The sequence below is a fragment of the Acidiphilium sp. JA12-A1 genome (assembly GCF_000724705.2).
Taxonomy (GTDB): Bacteria; Pseudomonadota; Alphaproteobacteria; order Acetobacterales; family Acetobacteraceae; genus Acidiphilium; species Acidiphilium multivorum.
In genome coordinates this window covers 199,764-216,145 of the sequence record NZ_JFHO01000004.1, presented here as the reverse complement: position 1 = coordinate 216,145, position 16,382 = coordinate 199,764, and the positions used below count along the sequence as shown (strand labels likewise).

Below are 16,382 nucleotides of genomic sequence, written 5' to 3'. Positions count from 1 at the left end.
AGTTCACCCCCCCGCACGCGTCACCGGCAGGGCGATATTCATGATCCGGTGCCCCAGCGTATGGGCGCTGGAAGCGGGCGCCGGGGGCAGGCTCACCGTTTGTGCCGCCGGCGCCAGGGGCTGCCACATCTCGGTCCGTGCGAGCGCCTGGTCATGCGCCGCGACGTCCATGTTCGCCGGCGGGGTCTGATGCGCGAGGATATAGGCGTATTTGCTCGCCCCCGGCSCGGCGGGAACAGGTCGCCCCGGCCCCAGCGCGAGCCGACCCGGCGGCGCTGGCGGATCGAGCGGGATCGACAGTGCCGCCTGCGCCTCGGCAAGCGTCTGGCCGGATAAAGGCATGATCCCGAGCATCGGCCCGATCCGCGAGATGATCTGGGCGACGGCCGGCGCGGCGACATAGCCGCCCGTGGTAAACCCATGGCAAAACGGCAGCATCTGCTTCGTCGCATGCGGCTGCAGCACGACGACATAGACCACATAGCGCGGATCGTTCATCGGGAACGCGGCCATGAACGAGGCGTTGTTGAGATGTTGCAGATAGCGCCCGTTCGGCCCGACGACCTGCGCCGTGCCGGTCTTGCCGCCGACGAGATACCCCGGCACCCGGGCATAGACGCCGGTGCCATCCGGGGCGGTGACGACATTGCGCATCATCTTGCGCATGATCAGCGACGTCCGCTCGCTCATCACCCGCACCCCGGCGGACCGCTTCCCATGGTCCAGCAGAGTGGGCGGATACCAGATCCCGCCATTGACGACCGGCACGACCGCCGAAATCAGCTGCAGTGGCGACATCGCGATGCCGTTGCCGAAACTCACCGTCATCGTCGTCAGCAGCTTCCAGCTTGATTTCGGGTGATACATCGGCGGCGTGGCTTCCGGCAGCTGGATCGGCGGACGACGGAAGAAGCCGAGCTTGCGCAGCCATGCGCGCTGGATCTGCGGCCCGAGAATGGTCGCGATCCGCGAGGCGCCGATATTCGACGACACAGCGAGGATATGCGGCACCGCCATCCAGATATGCGCCGGCTCGAAGTCGGTCACGGTGAACCGGCCGACATGCAGCGGATGCGTCGTGTTGAACCGGTCCCAGGGCTGGATCATGCCGGAATTGATCGCCATCGACAGCGTCTGCAGCTTGAACACGCTGCCCGGTTCATAGTCGCCGGACACGCAGCGGTTGAAGCGCGCATCGGCGGGCGCAGACCCGAGATCATCGGCGTTATAGTCGGGCACGCTGGCCATCGCCAGCACCCTGCCGGTCCGCGCCGAGATCACGATGCCGCAGGCGCCCTTGGCATCATAATCGCTCATTGCCTGCCAGATCGCCTGGCGCACGATCCCTTCCGCACCGATATCGATCGACAGGCGAAGCGGCTTGCCAGGCGCGCTGGTCAGCCGCTTGTTAAACCAGTCCTCGACCCCGGCGATCCCGCGCTGGTCCGGCGTCACCCCGCCCAGGATATGCGCCGCGAGGTTCCCCTCGGGATAATGCCGACGCTCGGTATTCTCGAAATACACCCCCGGAATCCCGAGCCGATTGACCGCCAGTTCCTGCGAGGCGGTCAGCTTGCGGTCGAGATACACGAAGTCGCGCGACCGATCGGCGAGCCGCGCCTCGAGGAATCCGGGATCGAGCCCCGGGATCACCGCGGCGATCTCGCGCGCCGCGACACCCGGATCCTCGACCTGCTTCGGATTGGCATACAATGCCGCCGCCGGCAGCGAGACGGCAAGGATCTCGCCGTTCCGGTCGGTGATCTCGGCGCGCGCGGGTGGCGGCAGGACGACGGTGGTCGATGGCGTCTGCGCCGCAATCGCCGCCTTGTCCGGCGGGACCGGATGGACCACCGTGACATAGACGACCCGCGCGGCAAGCAGCAGATAAATGAGCACGAAGCCGGCAAATCCGGCGGCGAGCCGGCTGTGCAGCACACCGATGGCGGCGCGTCGCGCCAGATCGGGCGAAGTGACGCGGACATGCTCCATCCGCGGTACCGCGCCGCGCTCGGGTGCACCGGCGCGTCGCGCCGCATCCCGGCCGCCGCGGCCAGGAACGCGCGGTGAGAGACTGTCGCGTGGCGGCGGCGCGGTCATGGCGCCACTCCGCCAGCGGGACGCGGCGGCGCCAGGCTCGCGCCGTAATCCCCGAATACCGACGTCCCGCGTGCGGCGGGCGCCACGATGCGGGCGGGCGGCGCCGGAGCCTGGGGCCGCGCCGGCACCGCGTCGCTCGCCGTGATCGACCTGACCGGCGGCTCTGTGGGCCGGGGGGCCGGGCGTGGCGCGAGGACCGAGGCGCCGAGCGTCTGCGGGCGGCGCGCGGCGGCAATGGCGGGGCTGTGGGCACGCGCGACAACGTCATGCCGCTGGTTTGCAGGCCGGTGCACGACGACGGCATGCTGCGCCGGCGCCACCACGGAGCGGCGAACCGCAACAGGGCGCACAGCCGGATGCGGCACGGCGAGATGCGCTTGGGGCGCCGCCAGAGCAGTTTGCGACGTCGCCGCCGCGAACCTTGGCGCCGGCAGGCTCCGCGGCGGGACGGGCAGCGGAATCGTGGCCAGGGCGACGGTCTCCGGCGCAGCCGCCGCGGCAACGGCGGCAGATGACGGCGCACCGGACAGGTCGCCCGGCAAGGGCGGCGGCAACGGCAGATGCGGCAGTTCCGCACCCGGCGGCGGAAGGGCATCCGCCAGTTGCTGCCAGGATACCAGCTGATCCGGCTTCATCGGCCTGAGCTGCGGCATGAACATGGCGGCGAGCCGCGCCAGCCGGTTCGGATCGGTTTCGAGCGCCCATTCGGCGCGCAGCACGCGGATGCGCTGCTCCGAACTGCGGATCTGCGCGGTGACCCCGCCAATCTTGTGCTCGAGCGTGCCGGCGCGGTGCTTCACCACGAACAGCCAGGCACCCGAGCCCAGCATCAGCAGCCCGGTCACGAGGGTCACCGGGCGGATCATGCCGCGAGCCTCTCGATTCCACGCAGCCGCGCCGACCGGGCGCGCGGATTGGCGGCGGTCTCCGCCTCTCCGGGCGTAACGACACCGCGGGTCAGAGCCCGGAAGCGCGGCGCCGCGGCTTGCCGCGCGAGGCCGGAGGGATCGTGCCGCGAGGGCGCGGCGACATGGCCGGTCGCAGCGTTCATGAAGCGTTTGACGATGCGATCCTCCAGCGAATGGAACGACACGGCGACGAGACGCCCGCCCGGCGCCAGCAGCGACGCGGCGGCCTCCAACGCGCGTTCGATCTCGGCGAGTTCCTGGTTCACCTCGATCCTCAGCGCCTGGAAACTACGTGTCGCCGGATCAATGCCCGAGCGGTCGGGCCGCACCACCGTGCGGATCACCGCCGCAAGATCGGCCGTCGTCTCAAAGGGCTCAGCGGCACGGCGCCGGACGATCGCGGCGGCAATCCGCCGCGACGCCCGCTCCTCTCCGAAATGAAAGAGAATGTCGGCCAGTTCCGCCTCGGCATAGCCGTTCACGATATCGGCCGCCGTCGGCCCGGCCGCGCCCATGCGCATGTCGAGCGGGCCGTCGGTCCGGAAGGAAAAACCGCGCGACGGATCGTCGAGCTGGTAGGACGACACCCCGAAATCGAACACCGCGCCGTCGAGTGCCGTCACCCCGCGGTCGCGCAGCAGAGCGAGCAGGTCGCCGAACCGTCCCTCGATCAGGTGCAACCGGTCGGGATACCGGGCGGCGAGTGCCGCGCCGCGCGCGATCGCCGCCGGATCGCGGTCAATCGCCCAGACCGTGCAGGACGCTGCCTCCAGCATCGAAGCGCTATAGCCGCCGCCGCCGAATGTCCCGTCGAGATAGACCCCGTCCGCGCGGGGCGCGAGCATCGCCACCGCCTCCTCGCGCAGCACCGGCACATGGGAAAGCCCGCCGCTCATGCCGAAGCCCCCGCCGGCAGGGTAAGTCCGCCGATCCGCGCACGCTCCCGCGCCTCGGCACGGCGGCGGTCGGCCGCTTCCGGCTCCCAGATCTGGAATGTCCGGCCCAGACCCATGAACACCACGCTGTCGCGCAATCCCGCATGCTCCACGAGCGGTTCCGGCAAAAGGATCCGGCCCTCCTTGTCGGCCTCGAGCGGCCAGGCATCCGCGTAGAGCGCCGCCGCCATGTCGTCATGCGTATCGCTGAACAGGTCGAGTCCCTGCAAACGCGTCGCCAGCGCCTCAAACACCGGCGCCGGCCAGACTTCGATGCAGCGGTGCTTGTGGGATGGCCGCAGGATCAGCCCTTGCGAGTCACCCTCCCGGCGCAGGGCGGCACGGAACGCCGCCGGAACCGATACGCGGCCCTTGGCGTCCAGCCTGTTCCTGTGGGTGCCGAGAAACTGGCTCATCGGCGCTGTCGCGGCCCTTTCGTCTCGCCGTTGATATGCCTCGCTGCAAACATTCCGACGCACACGCGTCACGCCGGTCGGATTCGCTATGGGTTGTCATGGGATAACATGGGCGATCATGGGCGTCAAAGGGATTTCCACCGATCACTCGCAAAATTTCCTCTCCGCGACCGCAACAAATCGGAATCGCCCGCGAAGCGACACAGCGAGACAGGGGCCATTTGCCCATGTTTCTATTTTGTTCTCGAAGCGGCCCAGCCGAACCCGATTCGTTAACCAATCGTTAGTTTTTTGGATATCACCGAAGCTCGACGGGCACCATCGACAATCGATGCAGCCGCGTCAGCGCGAAGAGTCCGCGCAGCGGTTCCGGCAACGCGGCGGCCTCAAGGGGATTCGCCTGCCGCGCGAGGGTCGCGAGCAGCGCGGCCAGACCCGGCTGTTCGTTGCCGGGGACGATATCGAGCGCGGCATCGGCCGGCAGATGCAGCGCCGCGCGTACGGTCATGAAGGCTTCATGGTAGCCGCCCAGCCGGTCGACCAGGCCTCGGCTGCGGGCCTGCGCGCCGGTCCACACACGCCCCTGCCCCACCGCGTTCACCTGCGCGGGACTCATCCGCCGGCCGGCAGCCACCCAGCCGACGAATTTCTGATAGTCGAGATCGAGCTGCCCTTGCAGGCTGGCGAGTTGCGCCTGGGTCCACGGCGTCACCGCGCTGTCGAACAGCGCGTTCGCTCCGCGCGAGGCCGTGCTGACGCTGACGCCCAGGCGGGCCAGCAGCCCGCCGAAGCTGAATTTGCCACCAAGCACGCCGATCGACCCCGTCAGCGTCGCCGGATCGGCCACCAGCACGGCGCCGTGGCTCGAAATCCAGTAGCCGCCAGAGGCGTCGAGCGCACCCATCGACACGATCAGCGGCTTGTGCAGGCGAGCGGCGCGCGCAACCTCGGCGCCGACCATGGCCGAGCCGGTCACCGTTCCGCCCGGCGTGTCGAGCCGCAGCACGATGGCGCGGATCGACGGATCCGCGACCGCCGTCGCGATTTCATGCGCCAGGCGGGCCGGATCGATCCCGCTGCGCCGCCCCGGCGCGTCAGGCGCGTTAATATCGCCATGGGCGACGATCAGGGCGACCTTCGGCGCGCCCGCGGGCGCCGGCGCTGCGTCGGCGACATAATCGGCGAGCGACACATGTACGCCGCGCACATGCGCGACCTCTGCCGAAAGCGGCAGCACGGTGTCGACCAGCCCGTCCTGTTTCGCCTGCGCGGCGCTGAACGGCGCCTGGTCGAACAGGGCCTTCACCTGGTCCGGGCTGCGCTTCAACCGCGCTGCGATCGGCACCAGAGCCGAGTCGTAGAGCGAGCCGGCCAGGCTGTTCATCATCTCGGTCGCCGCCGCCGATGGGCCGGAGCGGGTGAACAGTTCCGGGTAGGTCTTGTATTTGCCGATATGCTCGAACTGCGCCTCGACCCCGGCCATCTTGAGCAGGTCCGCCGCGAACGGGCTTTGCAGGGCGAGCCCGGTGACCCCGAAATCGCCGGCATCGGAAAGTTCGATCCGGTTCGCCGCCGTCGCGACGATATAGGCACCCAGCCCTTCCGCCCCGTCGAAGGACATCGCGCGCGCAACCACCTGCCGGTGCGAAATGGCCCGGAACCGGGCGAGCGCGTCATGCAGTTCCTCGGCCGTGGTCAGGCCGCAGCATCCGCCGCCGAGAAGGATATCGATGCCGCGCACGCGCGGATCGGTGGCGGCGCGGTCGATCGCCGCGATCGTCTGCTCAAGCGTCGGCGTCGCGCCCGTCGCCCGCCTCAGCAGCGCCGACGGCGCGGCGACGTCCGGCGGCGCCGTCTGAAGATTGAGCGAGAGGATGAAATGTTCCGGCAGCGCCGTTGGGCGGCCCGCGAGGCGGTGAAGCCCCCACAGCCCTGCGCCGGCGAGAAGGATCGTCACCAGCCCGATGGCGAACACGATCGCGCGCGCCGCGCGCCACAGCAGCCTCGCCAGGCGGCGCAGCGGCGCGGCAGACTCACTCATGGGCGGCGCTTGACCTCATGAATCATGATATGCCGACGCGCCGCGTCGGCGGCAAGGCCCCCAAAACGCCATGTCCCCGCCGTTCAGACGCGCTCGAAACCCGGCCGTCCGATCTGGTCGGGAAACTGCGCCACCCGCCTGAACTGCCGCGCGTCGTAGCCCTGGCGATAGAAACGGTCGAGCATCGCGCGATAGGTCGCCTCGTCCATCCGTTTCTCGCGCGCGAAGATCCAGCCCAGCGAACGGTTCGGAAATCCGCCGAGGAACACCGAATAGTCGGGCTCGACATGCATGATCACATACGGCACGCCAACCAGACCGTTCAGCAGGGTCACGCGCCAGACCGCATTGTCAGTCCCGGGTTCCACCTGGTCGACCGAGGTGAACTGGAACCGTTTCGCGGCAAAGCTCTTCGGATAGCCATTATACTGGTCGTCGATCGCCCCGTCGGGACGGCGCGTATAGACGGCATAGGAGCCGACATAACCCGCCTCGGCGAAATACGGGATGTGGCCAATGATGTACCAGCGCCCCATGAACCGGTCGAGATCGACGCGCGCATGGCGCAGCGGAGGCTGGGGATAGGGGCTGGTATCGAACGTGCAGCCGGCGAGCAGCGCCGGAGCTGCCGCCAGCAGCGAGCGGCGGGCAAGTGTCATCATGCGGGTCCTCCATGCAAAGCCGTGCCGGGGTTACGCGCCCCGCACGGCTCTGGATGTGGGCCCGGCCGGGATTTGCGAAACCGCGCCCCGCTCAGTCCGCTGCCTCGGCATAGGCCGACAGCGGCGCGCAGGAGCAGACGAGGTTGCGGTCGCCATACACGTTGTCCACCCGCTTGACCGGCGGCCAGTATTTCGCAGCGCGCACATGGGGCAGCGGGAAGGCAGCGCGGTCGCGGCCATAGCCATGCGTCCATGTCGCCGCCATCACCTCGGCGGCGGTATGCGGCGCGTTCTTCAGCGGGTTGTCCACCCGGTCGAGCGCGCCGGCCGCGACATCGGCGATCTCGCCGCGGATCGCGATCATCGCATCGCAAAACCGGTCGAGTTCCGCCTTCGTCTCGCTCTCGGTCGGCTCGATCATCAGAGTGCCCGGCACCGGCCAGGACATGGTCGGCGCGTGGAACCCGTAATCCTGCAACCGCTTGGCGATGTCCTCGACCAAGATGCCGGCCTCTGCCTGGAAGTGCCGGCAGTCGATGATGCATTCATGCGCGACCATGCCGTTCGCGCCTGTGTAGAGGATCGGGTAATGCGGCGCGAGCCGATGGGCGATGTAGTTGGCATTGAGGATCGCCACCGCCGTTGCCTCGCGCAGCCCGTCCGGCCCCATCATGCGGATATAGGCGTAAGGAATCGGCAGGATCGAGGCCGAGCCGAAGGGAGCCGCGCTCACCGGGCCATAGCCGGTCGAGGGTCCTGCATCCGGGCGTAGCGGATGGTTCGGCAGATGCGGCGCGAGATGTGCGGCCACGGCGATCGGCCCCACGCCAGGCCCCCCGCCGCCATGCGGAATGCAGAACGTCTTGTGCAGGTTGAGATGGCAGACATCGGCGCCGATCGCCGCCGGCGAGGTCAGCCCCACCTGCGCGTTCATGTTCGCCCCGTCCATATAGACCTGGCCGCCCGCCGCATGCACGCGAGCGCAGATATCCCGCACGCTCGCCTCGAACACGCCATGGGTCGAGGGATAGGTGATCATCAGCGCCGCGATCTTCCCCGCATGCGCGGCGATCTTAGCCTCGAGATCGGCGAGGTCGATATTCCCCGCCCGGTCGCACCCGATGACCACCACCCGATAACCCGCCATCGTCGCCGAGGCTGGGTTGGTGCCATGCGCCGAGGAGGGGATCAGGCAGATGTCGCGATGCCCCTCCTCGCGCGCGGCGTGGAAGGCGCGGATCGCCAGCAGCCCCGCATATTCCCCCTGCGCGCCGGAATTCGGCTGCAGCGAGACCGCCGCGAAGCCGGTGATCCGCGCGAGATCCTCCGACAGCCGCGTGATCAGCGCCCGATACCCCCGGGTCTGCTCCATCGGCGCGAAGGGGTGGATGTCGGCGAAGGCACGCCAGGTGATTGGAATCATCTCCGCCGTCGCGTTCAGCTTCATCGTGCAGGAGCCGAGCGGGATCATGCTGCGGTTGAGCGCGACATCCTTGTCCTCGAGCTGCTTGAGATAGCGCAGCATCGCGTGCTCCGAGCGATGCGCGTGGAACACCGGCTCGACCATGAAGGCGCTCTGCCGCCCCAACGCGTCGAGTGGCGAGGCCGCAGCATCCGCCGCGCCGCCGATCACGCCGGCCAGAGTGGCAATCTCCGCCGCCGTCACCGTCTCGTCGAGCGCGATGGCGACGCAACCGTCATCGACGCGCCGCAGGTTGAACCCCGCGCCCAGCGCCCGCTGCATCAGCGAGTCGGCACCGGCGCCCGCCTCGATCGCGATCGTGTCGAAGAACACGTCATGGCGGATCGAAAGCCCCGCCGCCCGCGCCGCGCCGGCCAGCAGCCTGGCCGCGAGATGCACCCGCCGGGCGATCCGCGCCAGCCCTTCCGGCCCGTGCCACACGCCATAGAATCCGGCGATCACCGCCAGAAGCACCTGAGCGGTGCAGATATTCGAGGTCGCCTTCTCGCGCCTGATGTGCTGCTCGCGCGTCTGCAGCGCGAGCCGCAGCGCCGGGCTCCCCGCCGCATCGACCGAAACGCCGACCAGCCGGCCGGCCATATGCCGCTTCAGCGAATCGCGGGTGGCGAAATAGGCCGCGTGCGGGCCGCCGAAACCCATCGGCACGCCGAAGCGCTGCGCCGAGCCGACCACGATATCCGCCCCCATCTCGCCCGGCGGCCGCAGCAGCGTCAGCGCCAGCGGATCGGCCGCGACAATGGCGAGCGCCCCGGCGCGATGCGCCGCCGCGATCTCGTCCGACAGGTCGCGGACCGCGCCCGTCGTGCCCGGATATTGCAGCACCACGGCGAAGGGCTTCGCCTGCTCGATCGCCCCGGCATCCCCCGGCGCGACATCTTCAAGCGTCCAGCCGAGCGGCGCGGCACGGGTCGCGATCACCGCCCGGCTCTGCGGGTGCAGGTCGGCCGCGACGGCGATCACCGTCGATCCGCCCTTGTGCACCGCATGGGCGAGCGAGACGCCCTCCGCCGCCGCCGTGCCCTCGTCCAGCAGCGAGGCATTGGCGAGGTCGAGCCCGGCAAGCTCCGCCATCATCGTCTGGAAATTCAGCAGCGCCTCCAGCCGTCCCTGCGCGATTTCGGCCTGATACGGCGTGTAGGCGGTGTACCAGCCGGGATTTTCCAGCACGTTGCGCAGGATGACCGGCGGCGTGACGGTGCCGTGATAGCCAAGCCCGATCAGGCTGCGCTTCACCTCGTTGTCCGCGGCGTAGCGGCGCAGATCGTCGAGGATCTCACCCTCGGTCAGCGCCGCCGGCAGGTCGAGCGGTGCCGCGCTGCGGATCGTCTCCGGCACGGTGCGGGCGATCAGCGCGTCGAGATCCGCCGCGCCCAGCGCGCGCAGCATCGCCGCGCGCTCGGCTGGTCCGGGGCCGATATGGCGCAGGGCGAAGCGCTCCTCGGCCAGCAGGGCGGTGAAATCGTCGATGGTCTGGGGCGCGGTATCCGGCATGGCGGCGGCTCCGGTCAGAGCGTTGCGAGAAAGGCCTGGTAATCGTCGGCGGTCAGCAGGGCGTCGAAGGCGGCGCGGTCGTCCAGGGTCATGCGGAAGAACCAGGCGCCGGATTCGGCCTGCGCATTGACCATGCCGGGATCATCGGCCAGCGCGCCGTTCGCCTCCGTCACCGTGCCGGCCAGCGGGGCATAGACATCCGAGGCAGCCTTGACGCTTTCCACCACCGCGCAGGCCTCGCCGGCATCCACATGCCGCCCCGCCTCGGGCAGTTCGACGAACACGACATCGCCGAGCGCCGACTGCGCGTGATCGGTGATCCCCACGGTCGCGACGGCGCCGTCGAGCCGCACCCATTCATGGTCCTTGGAGAATCGGGTCTCGGTCATCTGGTCCTCTTTCAGCGATGATAACGATGCGGAACGAAAGGCAGCGGCACGACGGTGATGCCGATATCGCGGCCGCGCAGCCCGGCGATCAGGGTCGAACCGTCCCCGGCGCAATCGGCGCGGACATAGCCGAGCGCCACCGGCCCGTTGACGCTCGGCCCGAAGGTGCCGGAGGTGACGCGCCCGGCCGGTTGCCCGGCGGCATCGCGAAGCTCGGCGCCGGCGCGCACAGGAGCCCGACCTTCGGCGCGCAGCCCGACCAGGCGCTCGCGCGGGCCGGCATCGTGCACCGCCCGCACGGCGTCGCCGCCGAGGAAATCCCAGCCCATCTTGCGCGTCTTGCCGATCGCGAAGCCGAGCCCGGCGGCAATCGGGTCGCGCGTCTCGTCGATATCGTTGCCATAGAGCGGTAGACCGGCCTCGAGCCTGAGCGAATCCCGCGCACCGAGGCCGGCCGGCTTCACCCGCGCATCGGCCAGCAGGGCGCGCGCCAGACCCTCGGCCTCCGCCGCGGGAAGGCCGATCTCGAACCCGTCCTCGCCGGTATAGCCCGAGCGGGTGATCGTGACGGAAATGCCGGACAATGCCATCTCGCGCGCTTCCATGAAGCGCATCGCGGCCACCTCCGGCGCCAGCGAAGCCAGCACCGCGCCGGCCTCGGGCCCCTGCAGGGCGAGCAGCGCGCGGTCGAATTGCGGGGTCAGCGAAACGGTCGCGGGCAGGTGGGCGCGAATGTGAGCAACGTCAACATTCTTGCGCCCGGCATTGAGCACGAGGAGCAGGCGGTCGCCCAGATTGGCGACCATGAGATCGTCCACAATCCCGCCTTGCGCGTTCATCAGCAGCGTGTAGCGCTGGCGGCCTGGCTTCAGCCCCCGGATGTCGCCGGTCACCACGCGTTCCAGCGCGGCGGCCGCGTCGGGGCCTTCAAGCACCGCCTGGCCCATATGCGAGACGTCAAACAGCGCGGCTTGGGCCCGGCAGTGCAGATGCTCGGCGATGATGCCTTCATACTGCACCGGCATATCGTAGCCGGCGAAATCGACCATACGCGCGCCCAGGCTGCGATGCAGCGCGTCGAGCGGCACGGTGAGCAATGCTGATTCGGCCAAGACCGGATCTCCCGCGGCAGCAGCGGGCGGGTGCAGAACCGCCCAGTCTGACCCCCCTCTGTCACGGAACCTGAGAGATTCGGCCCGGGTTACCCCTTGCCTTACGCCTTCGGTGCGGCGCGACGCGCCGGCTTTCCAGAGATCCTTGCTCCGCCGCGGTCCTTTTGCCTGAGCGTTTCCGGGGGCCGGTTGCGCCTTCGGCGGCGGCGGGAGCCGGTCAGACCGGCCTCGCCGCTCTCTCCCGCGGGGAGGTGCGAATAACGGTTCTTAGGCTCAGATCGCGCGCAAACGCAAGCGCCGACCCCGGCTCAAATCGTAATGTTGAGCAACGTCCCCCGTGGCGCGCCGGCAGGTGCAGGGCCGGGGCGTGTTGCGGGGTTGACGGTCGAGGACGGCTGGGCCGGCGCGGACGGGACAGGTGACACGCGCAGCGGCGGGGTGCCGAGCGAAGTCGGGCCGATCGGCGCAGCGAACGCGGACAACGACGCGAGAGTGATCATGACGAGCACTATAACCAGCATGCGTTAACAATAGGTTAACGCATCGACGTCCGCCACCGATCTTAAGGTGTAATTTTGCTAGAATTTGTTCAAAAATTGAATTTTTTAATGTTCTCTACAACCATGGGTAAGTGATCCGCCAGATCCTCGGCGATCAGTCCGCCTCCCGCCCGCGTCGCCGCCGCGCCATGCAGCCAAACCGCCGCACAGCACGCCTCGAACGCCGGCATCCCTTGCACCAGGAGTCCGGCGGCGATGCCGGCGAGCGTGTCACCGGAACCGGCCGTTGCCAGAAAGGGCGGTGCATTGGCGTTGATCGCCGCACGCCCGTCCGGCGCCGCGATCACCGTATCGGGCCCTTTGAGCACGACCACGGCACCAATCCGCGCTGCCGCCGCTCGGGCGCGCGACAGCCGATCAGCCTGAAGGTCGGGAAACACCCTGGCAAACTCGCCCTCATGCGGGGTGATCGCCGCGACGCCACGCAGACGCTCCGCCTCTCCCGCGGCGGAGGTCAACGCATCGGCATCGGCCACGATAGCGCGGCCCGCCGCGACCAGGTGCGCCAGTGTCTGGCCCGCCGCTTCCACCCCCAGCCCCGGCCCGCAGAGCCAGACGCGACGGCGCGGATCGGTCACCAGTTCGTCGAGGGCGGCGCGGCTGACGATGATGCCCGGCGGCACGCCCGCAGGGTCGGGGCCCGCAAGGGTGACAAGCCCGGCACCAATCCGCCGCGCCGCCGCCGCCGCCAGGATCGCCGCGCCGCTCATCGGGCCGGCCAGGATCGTCAGATGGCCCCGTTCGTATTTATGCCCGGTCGCCGCAGGCGCCGGCAGGTGCCAGAGCGCCGGCGTATTACGCCATGTTTTCGTTTCAACACGGGCGAACGCCGCCGCCGGCATGCCGATCTCCGCGCAGACCGTCTCGCCGCAGAGCGCCCGGCCGGGAAACAGGAGATGGCCCGGCTTCAATCCGGCGAAGGTGACCGTGAGATCGGCCCGCGGGGCGGCCCCGCGCACGGCGCCGGTCGCCCCGTCGACGCCGCTCGGCACATCGATCGCCACGAGACGCCGCGCCGCGCCGAGCAGCGCGACGGTCCCCGGGTCGACATCGCGCGCGAGCCCGGCTCCGAAAACGGCATCGATCACGAGTTCAGCCGATTGCACCCGCCCCTCGTCCGCCGCGACGACCGGGCCGCGCCAGAGCGCCGCCGCCGCGGCGGCATCGCTCGCCGGGCGCGGCGGCGCGAGCGGCGCGACGGCCACCGGCCAGCCGCGTTCGGCAAGTCGCCGCGCCGCGACATAGCCATCCCCGCCATTGTTGCCCGGCCCGGCGAGCACCAGCACCCGGCAGGGGCGGAATCGCCGCACGATCGCCCGCGCGACCGCGGTACCGGCATTCTCCATCAGCATGAGCCCGGAGACGCCGCATGACAGCGCCGCCGTATCGATCAAACCCATTTCCTGTGGCGTATATAAAGCGTCCATGCCGCCCATGTGGGACAGAAGGCGCCGTCTTTGCTAGTCTTCCGTCGAAAGTGGAGGCTCGGATGGCGCAGGTAATCGCGGTGGCGCAACAGAAAGGCGGCGCGGGCAAGACGATGCTGGCGACCCAGCTCGGCGTCGCCCTCGGAATGACGCGGCGGGTCGGCCTGCTCGACATCGATCCGCAGGGCTCGCTCGGCGCCTGGGCGCGGCTGCGCGCGGCCAATGCGAAGGCCCGTGCCGATCTCGCGGTCGAATCGGTGTCCGGATGGCGGCTCGCCAACACGCTCGACGCGATGCGCCGCGATTGCGACCTGCTCGTCATCGACACGCCGCCGGTGCTCGATTCCGACGCGCGGCGGGCGATCCGCGGCGCCGACCTCGTACTGGTGCCGCTGAACCCCTCACCGCCCGATCTCTGGGCGGCGGAAGGCACACTGACATTGGCGGCCGAGGAACGCCGCCCCGTCGCGCTGGTGTTCAACCGCGCACCGGCCGCCTCGAAACTGCGAAGACGCCTCGAAGCCGAGATCGCGGCACGGCGACTGCGACTGATCGACGAGGCGCTCGGCAACCGCGCCGCCTATGCGAACAGCTTCGCCGAGGGCCTGGGCGTCGCCGAAACCGGTCCATCAACGCTGGCCGGTACCGAAATCGCCGCCCTCGCCACCCGGCTTGCCTCGATCCTAGAGTGACCCTGTCCGGCTTCACGACGATCGGCGTGCTGTTGGCCGTTCATCTTGGCGGCTTTGCCATGTGGAGCGGTTTGCTGCTCGGCCTTCTCCTGGCCGGGCCGGGGCCGGGCGCCGTGGCGATCCGGCGCCAGCTCGACGCGGCGGTGCCGTTCATGGCGGTGACGCTCGCCACCGGCTGGGCCCTGGCGTTTGCAGAACAGGGACCACCGGAGCACTGGAACTGGACGGTGAACGCGATGCAGGCTCTCGGCATCGTGATGGCCGCCGTGCTCTTGGTTGCGCGATTCGGTGCGCTGTTTCTCTGGGAAGAAAAGGACTCAGGGCCGGATGAGGAAGCAAAAGCAGCGGCGTATCGCCGCCTCGCCCGCCTCTTTGCGGCGGACCTTGCAATTTCCGGGGTGATTCTGTCAGTCGCGGTGGCCGGTCGCTACGGCTGACGGGCAATGTTTCATAAAAAACACGCCTGTCGCACCGCATGTAACACATTTTTTCTTTCAACAGCCCATATGCGACACGAAAGGGTCTTGCCCACGCCGGGAATCTCGGCCATTTATTGACTGTGGCGTTACGAAATTTTCGAAGATCGCAACCGAACACGGTTCGACTGCGAGCGTGAAGAGTTCGGGCGCCAGCCGCCAAGTTTAGGGAGCCTCTTTAAGTTGGATCAACGTGATGCCGGCCGGTCAAAGACCGGCCGTTTTTTTTGCGCTCTGCTGGATATGGAAAAGGCAAGGTGGGGGGCTTCTGTTGCCCGGCGCCCCCCGTGCCGCGCTTATCGCTTATGCAGCGACAGCGAGCGCCTCGAAGTTATCGTTGGCACTTGTGATACGGCCCGATGACGGCGGAACCATGCCGAGCGAAAGATGGGTCTTTACCACGCGTGTCGAGCCTGTTTCGCCCCCATGAAACCGCCGGCGGTTCGATTTGCGCAATGCGAACCGGACCGGCGGGGAAACTGGTGGAGGCGCCGGGTACTGCCCCCGGGTCCACTACGCTTATTCCACGCATCGTTTATCGCCATAGTCGGTTGCCCGACACGCTCTATATAGGTGAAGGACACCGGCTGTGAAAGATCCTGTTCTTGCCGATGGCGCCGGACGGGCATAGGACGATCGCTCAACCAGGGACTGCCGTCATGCCGCTCAGCGATTCCGACCGGACCGAGATCGAGGCCGCGCGCGCCGAAACCACGCCGACCCGCCGCGCCACCGTACCCACGCTCGAGGCCATGCTTTTCAGCGCGATTCCGGTGCTCGATCACGGTTTTGTCCGCGTCGTCGACTATATGGGCGATGATGCCGCCGTCGTGCAGGCGGCACGCGTCTCCTATGGCCGAGGCACCCGCAAGGTCAGCGAGGACGAGGGACTGATCCGCTACCTCATGCGCCACCGGCATTCCACACCCTTCGAAATGTGCGAGATCAAGCTGCACGTGAAGCTGCCGATCTTCGTCGCGCGCCAGTGGATCCGCCATCGCACCGCGAACGTGAACGAATATTCCGCGCGCTATTCGGTGATGGACCGCGAATTCTACATCCCCTCCCCGGCCAATCTCGCCGCCCAGTCGGCCAGCAACCGGCAAGGTCGGGGAGACCTGATCGAGGGCGACGAGGCGTCCGAGGTGCTTGCCATGCTGCGCGCGGATGCCGAGCGGAATTACAATCATTATGAGCGCATGCTGAACGAAGGCGGCGCCGATCCCTCTCGCCGCGGCCTCGCGCGCGAACTGGCCAGGATGAACCTGACCCTCAACACCTACACCCAGTGGTACTGGAAGACCGACCTGCACAACCTCTTCCACTTCCTGTCCCTGCGCGCCGATCCCCACGCCCAGTACGAGATCCGCGCCTATGCCGAGGCAATCCTCGATATCGCCCGCGCCTGGGTTCCGGCCAGTTGCCGCGCCTTCGAGGATTACCGCATGGGGGCCGCGACCTTCTCGGCCACGATGCTCGCCGCCCTGCGCCGGATGCTGGCCGGCGAACCCGTCGACCAAGCGCAATCCGGCCTGTCGAAGCGCGAATGGGCGGAAATGATGGCCGCACTCACCCCGCCCACGCCAGGCTGATCTGCGTACGGTCAAATTTTTCCGAAATATGTCCGCCGGTTGAACTTATGTCCTTGACGAGCGATGCCGCTTTCCCCGCAATAGTCAACGTTCGGGCA

At 68.5% G+C, this 16,382-nt stretch carries 13 protein-coding genes, 1 other RNA gene and 1 riboswitch; of the genes, 3 read left to right on the top strand and 11 right to left on the bottom strand.

Annotated elements, in window-relative coordinates:
* Positions 1-3: 3 nt before the first annotated feature.
* The 10 genes from RT91_RS01685 to RT91_RS01635 form a co-directional block, all read right to left on the bottom strand.
* Entirely contained in the window at positions 4-2,100 is a 2,097-nt protein-coding gene (locus RT91_RS01685; protein ID WP_035185321.1) for a penicillin-binding protein 2, read from the bottom strand.
* Positions 2,097-2,966: a hypothetical protein gene (locus tag RT91_RS01680; protein ID WP_035185319.1), complete on the bottom strand. Its 870-nt coding sequence runs from the start codon at positions 2,964-2,966 to the stop codon at positions 2,097-2,099. Before RT91_RS01680 ends, RT91_RS01685 begins: the two co-directional genes overlap by 4 nt.
* Positions 2,963-3,904, bottom strand: coding sequence for a 16S rRNA (cytosine(1402)-N(4))-methyltransferase RsmH (rsmH, locus tag RT91_RS01675; protein WP_035185317.1), 942 nt, complete (start codon positions 3,902-3,904; stop codon positions 2,963-2,965). Before rsmH ends, RT91_RS01680 begins: the two co-directional genes overlap by 4 nt.
* Positions 3,901-4,359, bottom strand: a complete 459-nt coding sequence (gene mraZ / locus RT91_RS01670) for a division/cell wall cluster transcriptional repressor MraZ (protein ID WP_013639164.1) — start codon at positions 4,357-4,359, stop codon at positions 3,901-3,903. Before mraZ ends, rsmH begins: the two co-directional genes overlap by 4 nt.
* Before the next feature lie 298 nt (positions 4,360-4,657).
* Positions 4,658-6,400 (bottom strand): S49 family peptidase, encoded by a 1,743-nt coding sequence (locus tag RT91_RS01665; protein WP_007422731.1) that lies wholly within the window; start codon positions 6,398-6,400, stop codon positions 4,658-4,660.
* 83 nt (positions 6,401-6,483) lie between these two features.
* Positions 6,484-7,062 carry a lipocalin family protein gene (locus RT91_RS01660; RefSeq protein WP_240314140.1) on the bottom strand — a complete coding sequence of 193 codons (579 nt, stop codon included), beginning with the start codon at positions 7,060-7,062 and terminating at the stop codon, positions 6,484-6,486.
* 91 nt (positions 7,063-7,153) lie between these two features.
* The gene (gcvP, locus tag RT91_RS01655) at positions 7,154-10,036 is read right to left on the bottom strand and encodes an aminomethyl-transferring glycine dehydrogenase (RefSeq protein ID WP_011941238.1); all 2,883 of its coding nucleotides are present in this window, start codon (positions 10,034-10,036) and stop codon (positions 7,154-7,156) included.
* A 14-nt stretch (positions 10,037-10,050) separates the two neighbouring features.
* A complete protein-coding gene (gene gcvH / locus RT91_RS01650; protein ID WP_035185313.1) occupies positions 10,051-10,425 on the bottom strand; it encodes a glycine cleavage system protein GcvH in 375 nt (124 codons plus the stop codon).
* An 11-nt stretch (positions 10,426-10,436) separates the two neighbouring features.
* Positions 10,437-11,537, bottom strand: coding sequence for a glycine cleavage system aminomethyltransferase GcvT (gene gcvT, locus RT91_RS01645; RefSeq protein WP_035185311.1), 1,101 nt, complete (start codon positions 11,535-11,537; stop codon positions 10,437-10,439).
* 146 nt (positions 11,538-11,683) lie between these two features.
* Positions 11,684-11,791: riboswitch (glycine riboswitch) on the bottom strand.
* 335 nt (positions 11,792-12,126) lie between these two features.
* Positions 12,127-13,533 carry a bifunctional ADP-dependent NAD(P)H-hydrate dehydratase/NAD(P)H-hydrate epimerase gene (locus RT91_RS01635; protein WP_035185306.1) on the bottom strand — a complete coding sequence of 469 codons (1,407 nt, stop codon included), beginning with the start codon at positions 13,531-13,533 and terminating at the stop codon, positions 12,127-12,129.
* 53 nt (positions 13,534-13,586) lie between these two features.
* Here RT91_RS01635 and parA point away from each other — a divergent pair, with 53 nt between their 5' ends.
* Positions 13,587-14,216 (top strand): ParA family partition ATPase, encoded by a 630-nt coding sequence (parA, locus tag RT91_RS01630; protein ID WP_007424805.1) that lies wholly within the window; start codon positions 13,587-13,589, stop codon positions 14,214-14,216.
* The gene (locus RT91_RS01625) at positions 14,213-14,653 is read left to right on the top strand and encodes a hypothetical protein (protein ID WP_035185304.1); all 441 of its coding nucleotides are present in this window, start codon (positions 14,213-14,215) and stop codon (positions 14,651-14,653) included. Before parA ends, RT91_RS01625 begins: the two co-directional genes overlap by 4 nt.
* A 295-nt stretch (positions 14,654-14,948) precedes the next feature.
* Here RT91_RS01625 and ssrA read toward each other — a convergent pair.
* Positions 14,949-15,291: a transfer-messenger RNA gene (gene ssrA, locus RT91_RS20050) on the bottom strand.
* Positions 15,292-15,351: 60 nt separating this feature from the next.
* Here ssrA and thyX point away from each other — a divergent pair.
* Positions 15,352-16,284: an FAD-dependent thymidylate synthase gene (gene thyX, locus RT91_RS01620; RefSeq protein ID WP_007424803.1), complete on the top strand. Its 933-nt coding sequence runs from the start codon at positions 15,352-15,354 to the stop codon at positions 16,282-16,284.
* Positions 16,285-16,382 lie beyond the last annotated feature (98 nt).

Bases quoted from the DNA above. Each gene is read 5' to 3' on its own strand.
- RT91_RS01680 (WP_035185319.1), bottom strand. From the start codon at position 2,966: ATGATCCGCCCGGTGACCCTCGTGACCGGGCTGCTGATGCTGGGCTCG.
- rsmH (WP_035185317.1), bottom strand. From the start codon at position 3,904: ATGAGCGGCGGGCTTTCCCATGTGCCGGTGCTGCGCGAGGAGGCGGTG.
- mraZ (WP_013639164.1), bottom strand. From the start codon at position 4,359: ATGAGCCAGTTTCTCGGCACCCACAGGAACAGGCTGGACGCCAAGGGC.
- RT91_RS01665 (WP_007422731.1), bottom strand. From the start codon at position 6,400: ATGAGTGAGTCTGCCGCGCCGCTGCGCCGCCTGGCGAGGCTGCTGTGG.
- RT91_RS01660 (WP_240314140.1), bottom strand. From the start codon at position 7,062: ATGATGACACTTGCCCGCCGCTCGCTGCTGGCGGCAGCTCCGGCGCTG.
- gcvP (WP_011941238.1), bottom strand. From the start codon at position 10,036: ATGCCGGATACCGCGCCCCAGACCATCGACGATTTCACCGCCCTGCTG.
- gcvH (WP_035185313.1), bottom strand. From the start codon at position 10,425: ATGACCGAGACCCGATTCTCCAAGGACCATGAATGGGTGCGGCTCGAC.
- RT91_RS01635 (WP_035185306.1), bottom strand. From the start codon at position 13,533: ATGGGCGGCATGGACGCTTTATATACGCCACAGGAAATGGGTTTGATC.
- parA (WP_007424805.1), top strand. From the start codon at position 13,587: ATGGCGCAGGTAATCGCGGTGGCGCAACAGAAAGGCGGCGCGGGCAAG.
- thyX (WP_007424803.1), top strand. From the start codon at position 15,352: ATGCCGCTCAGCGATTCCGACCGGACCGAGATCGAGGCCGCGCGCGCC.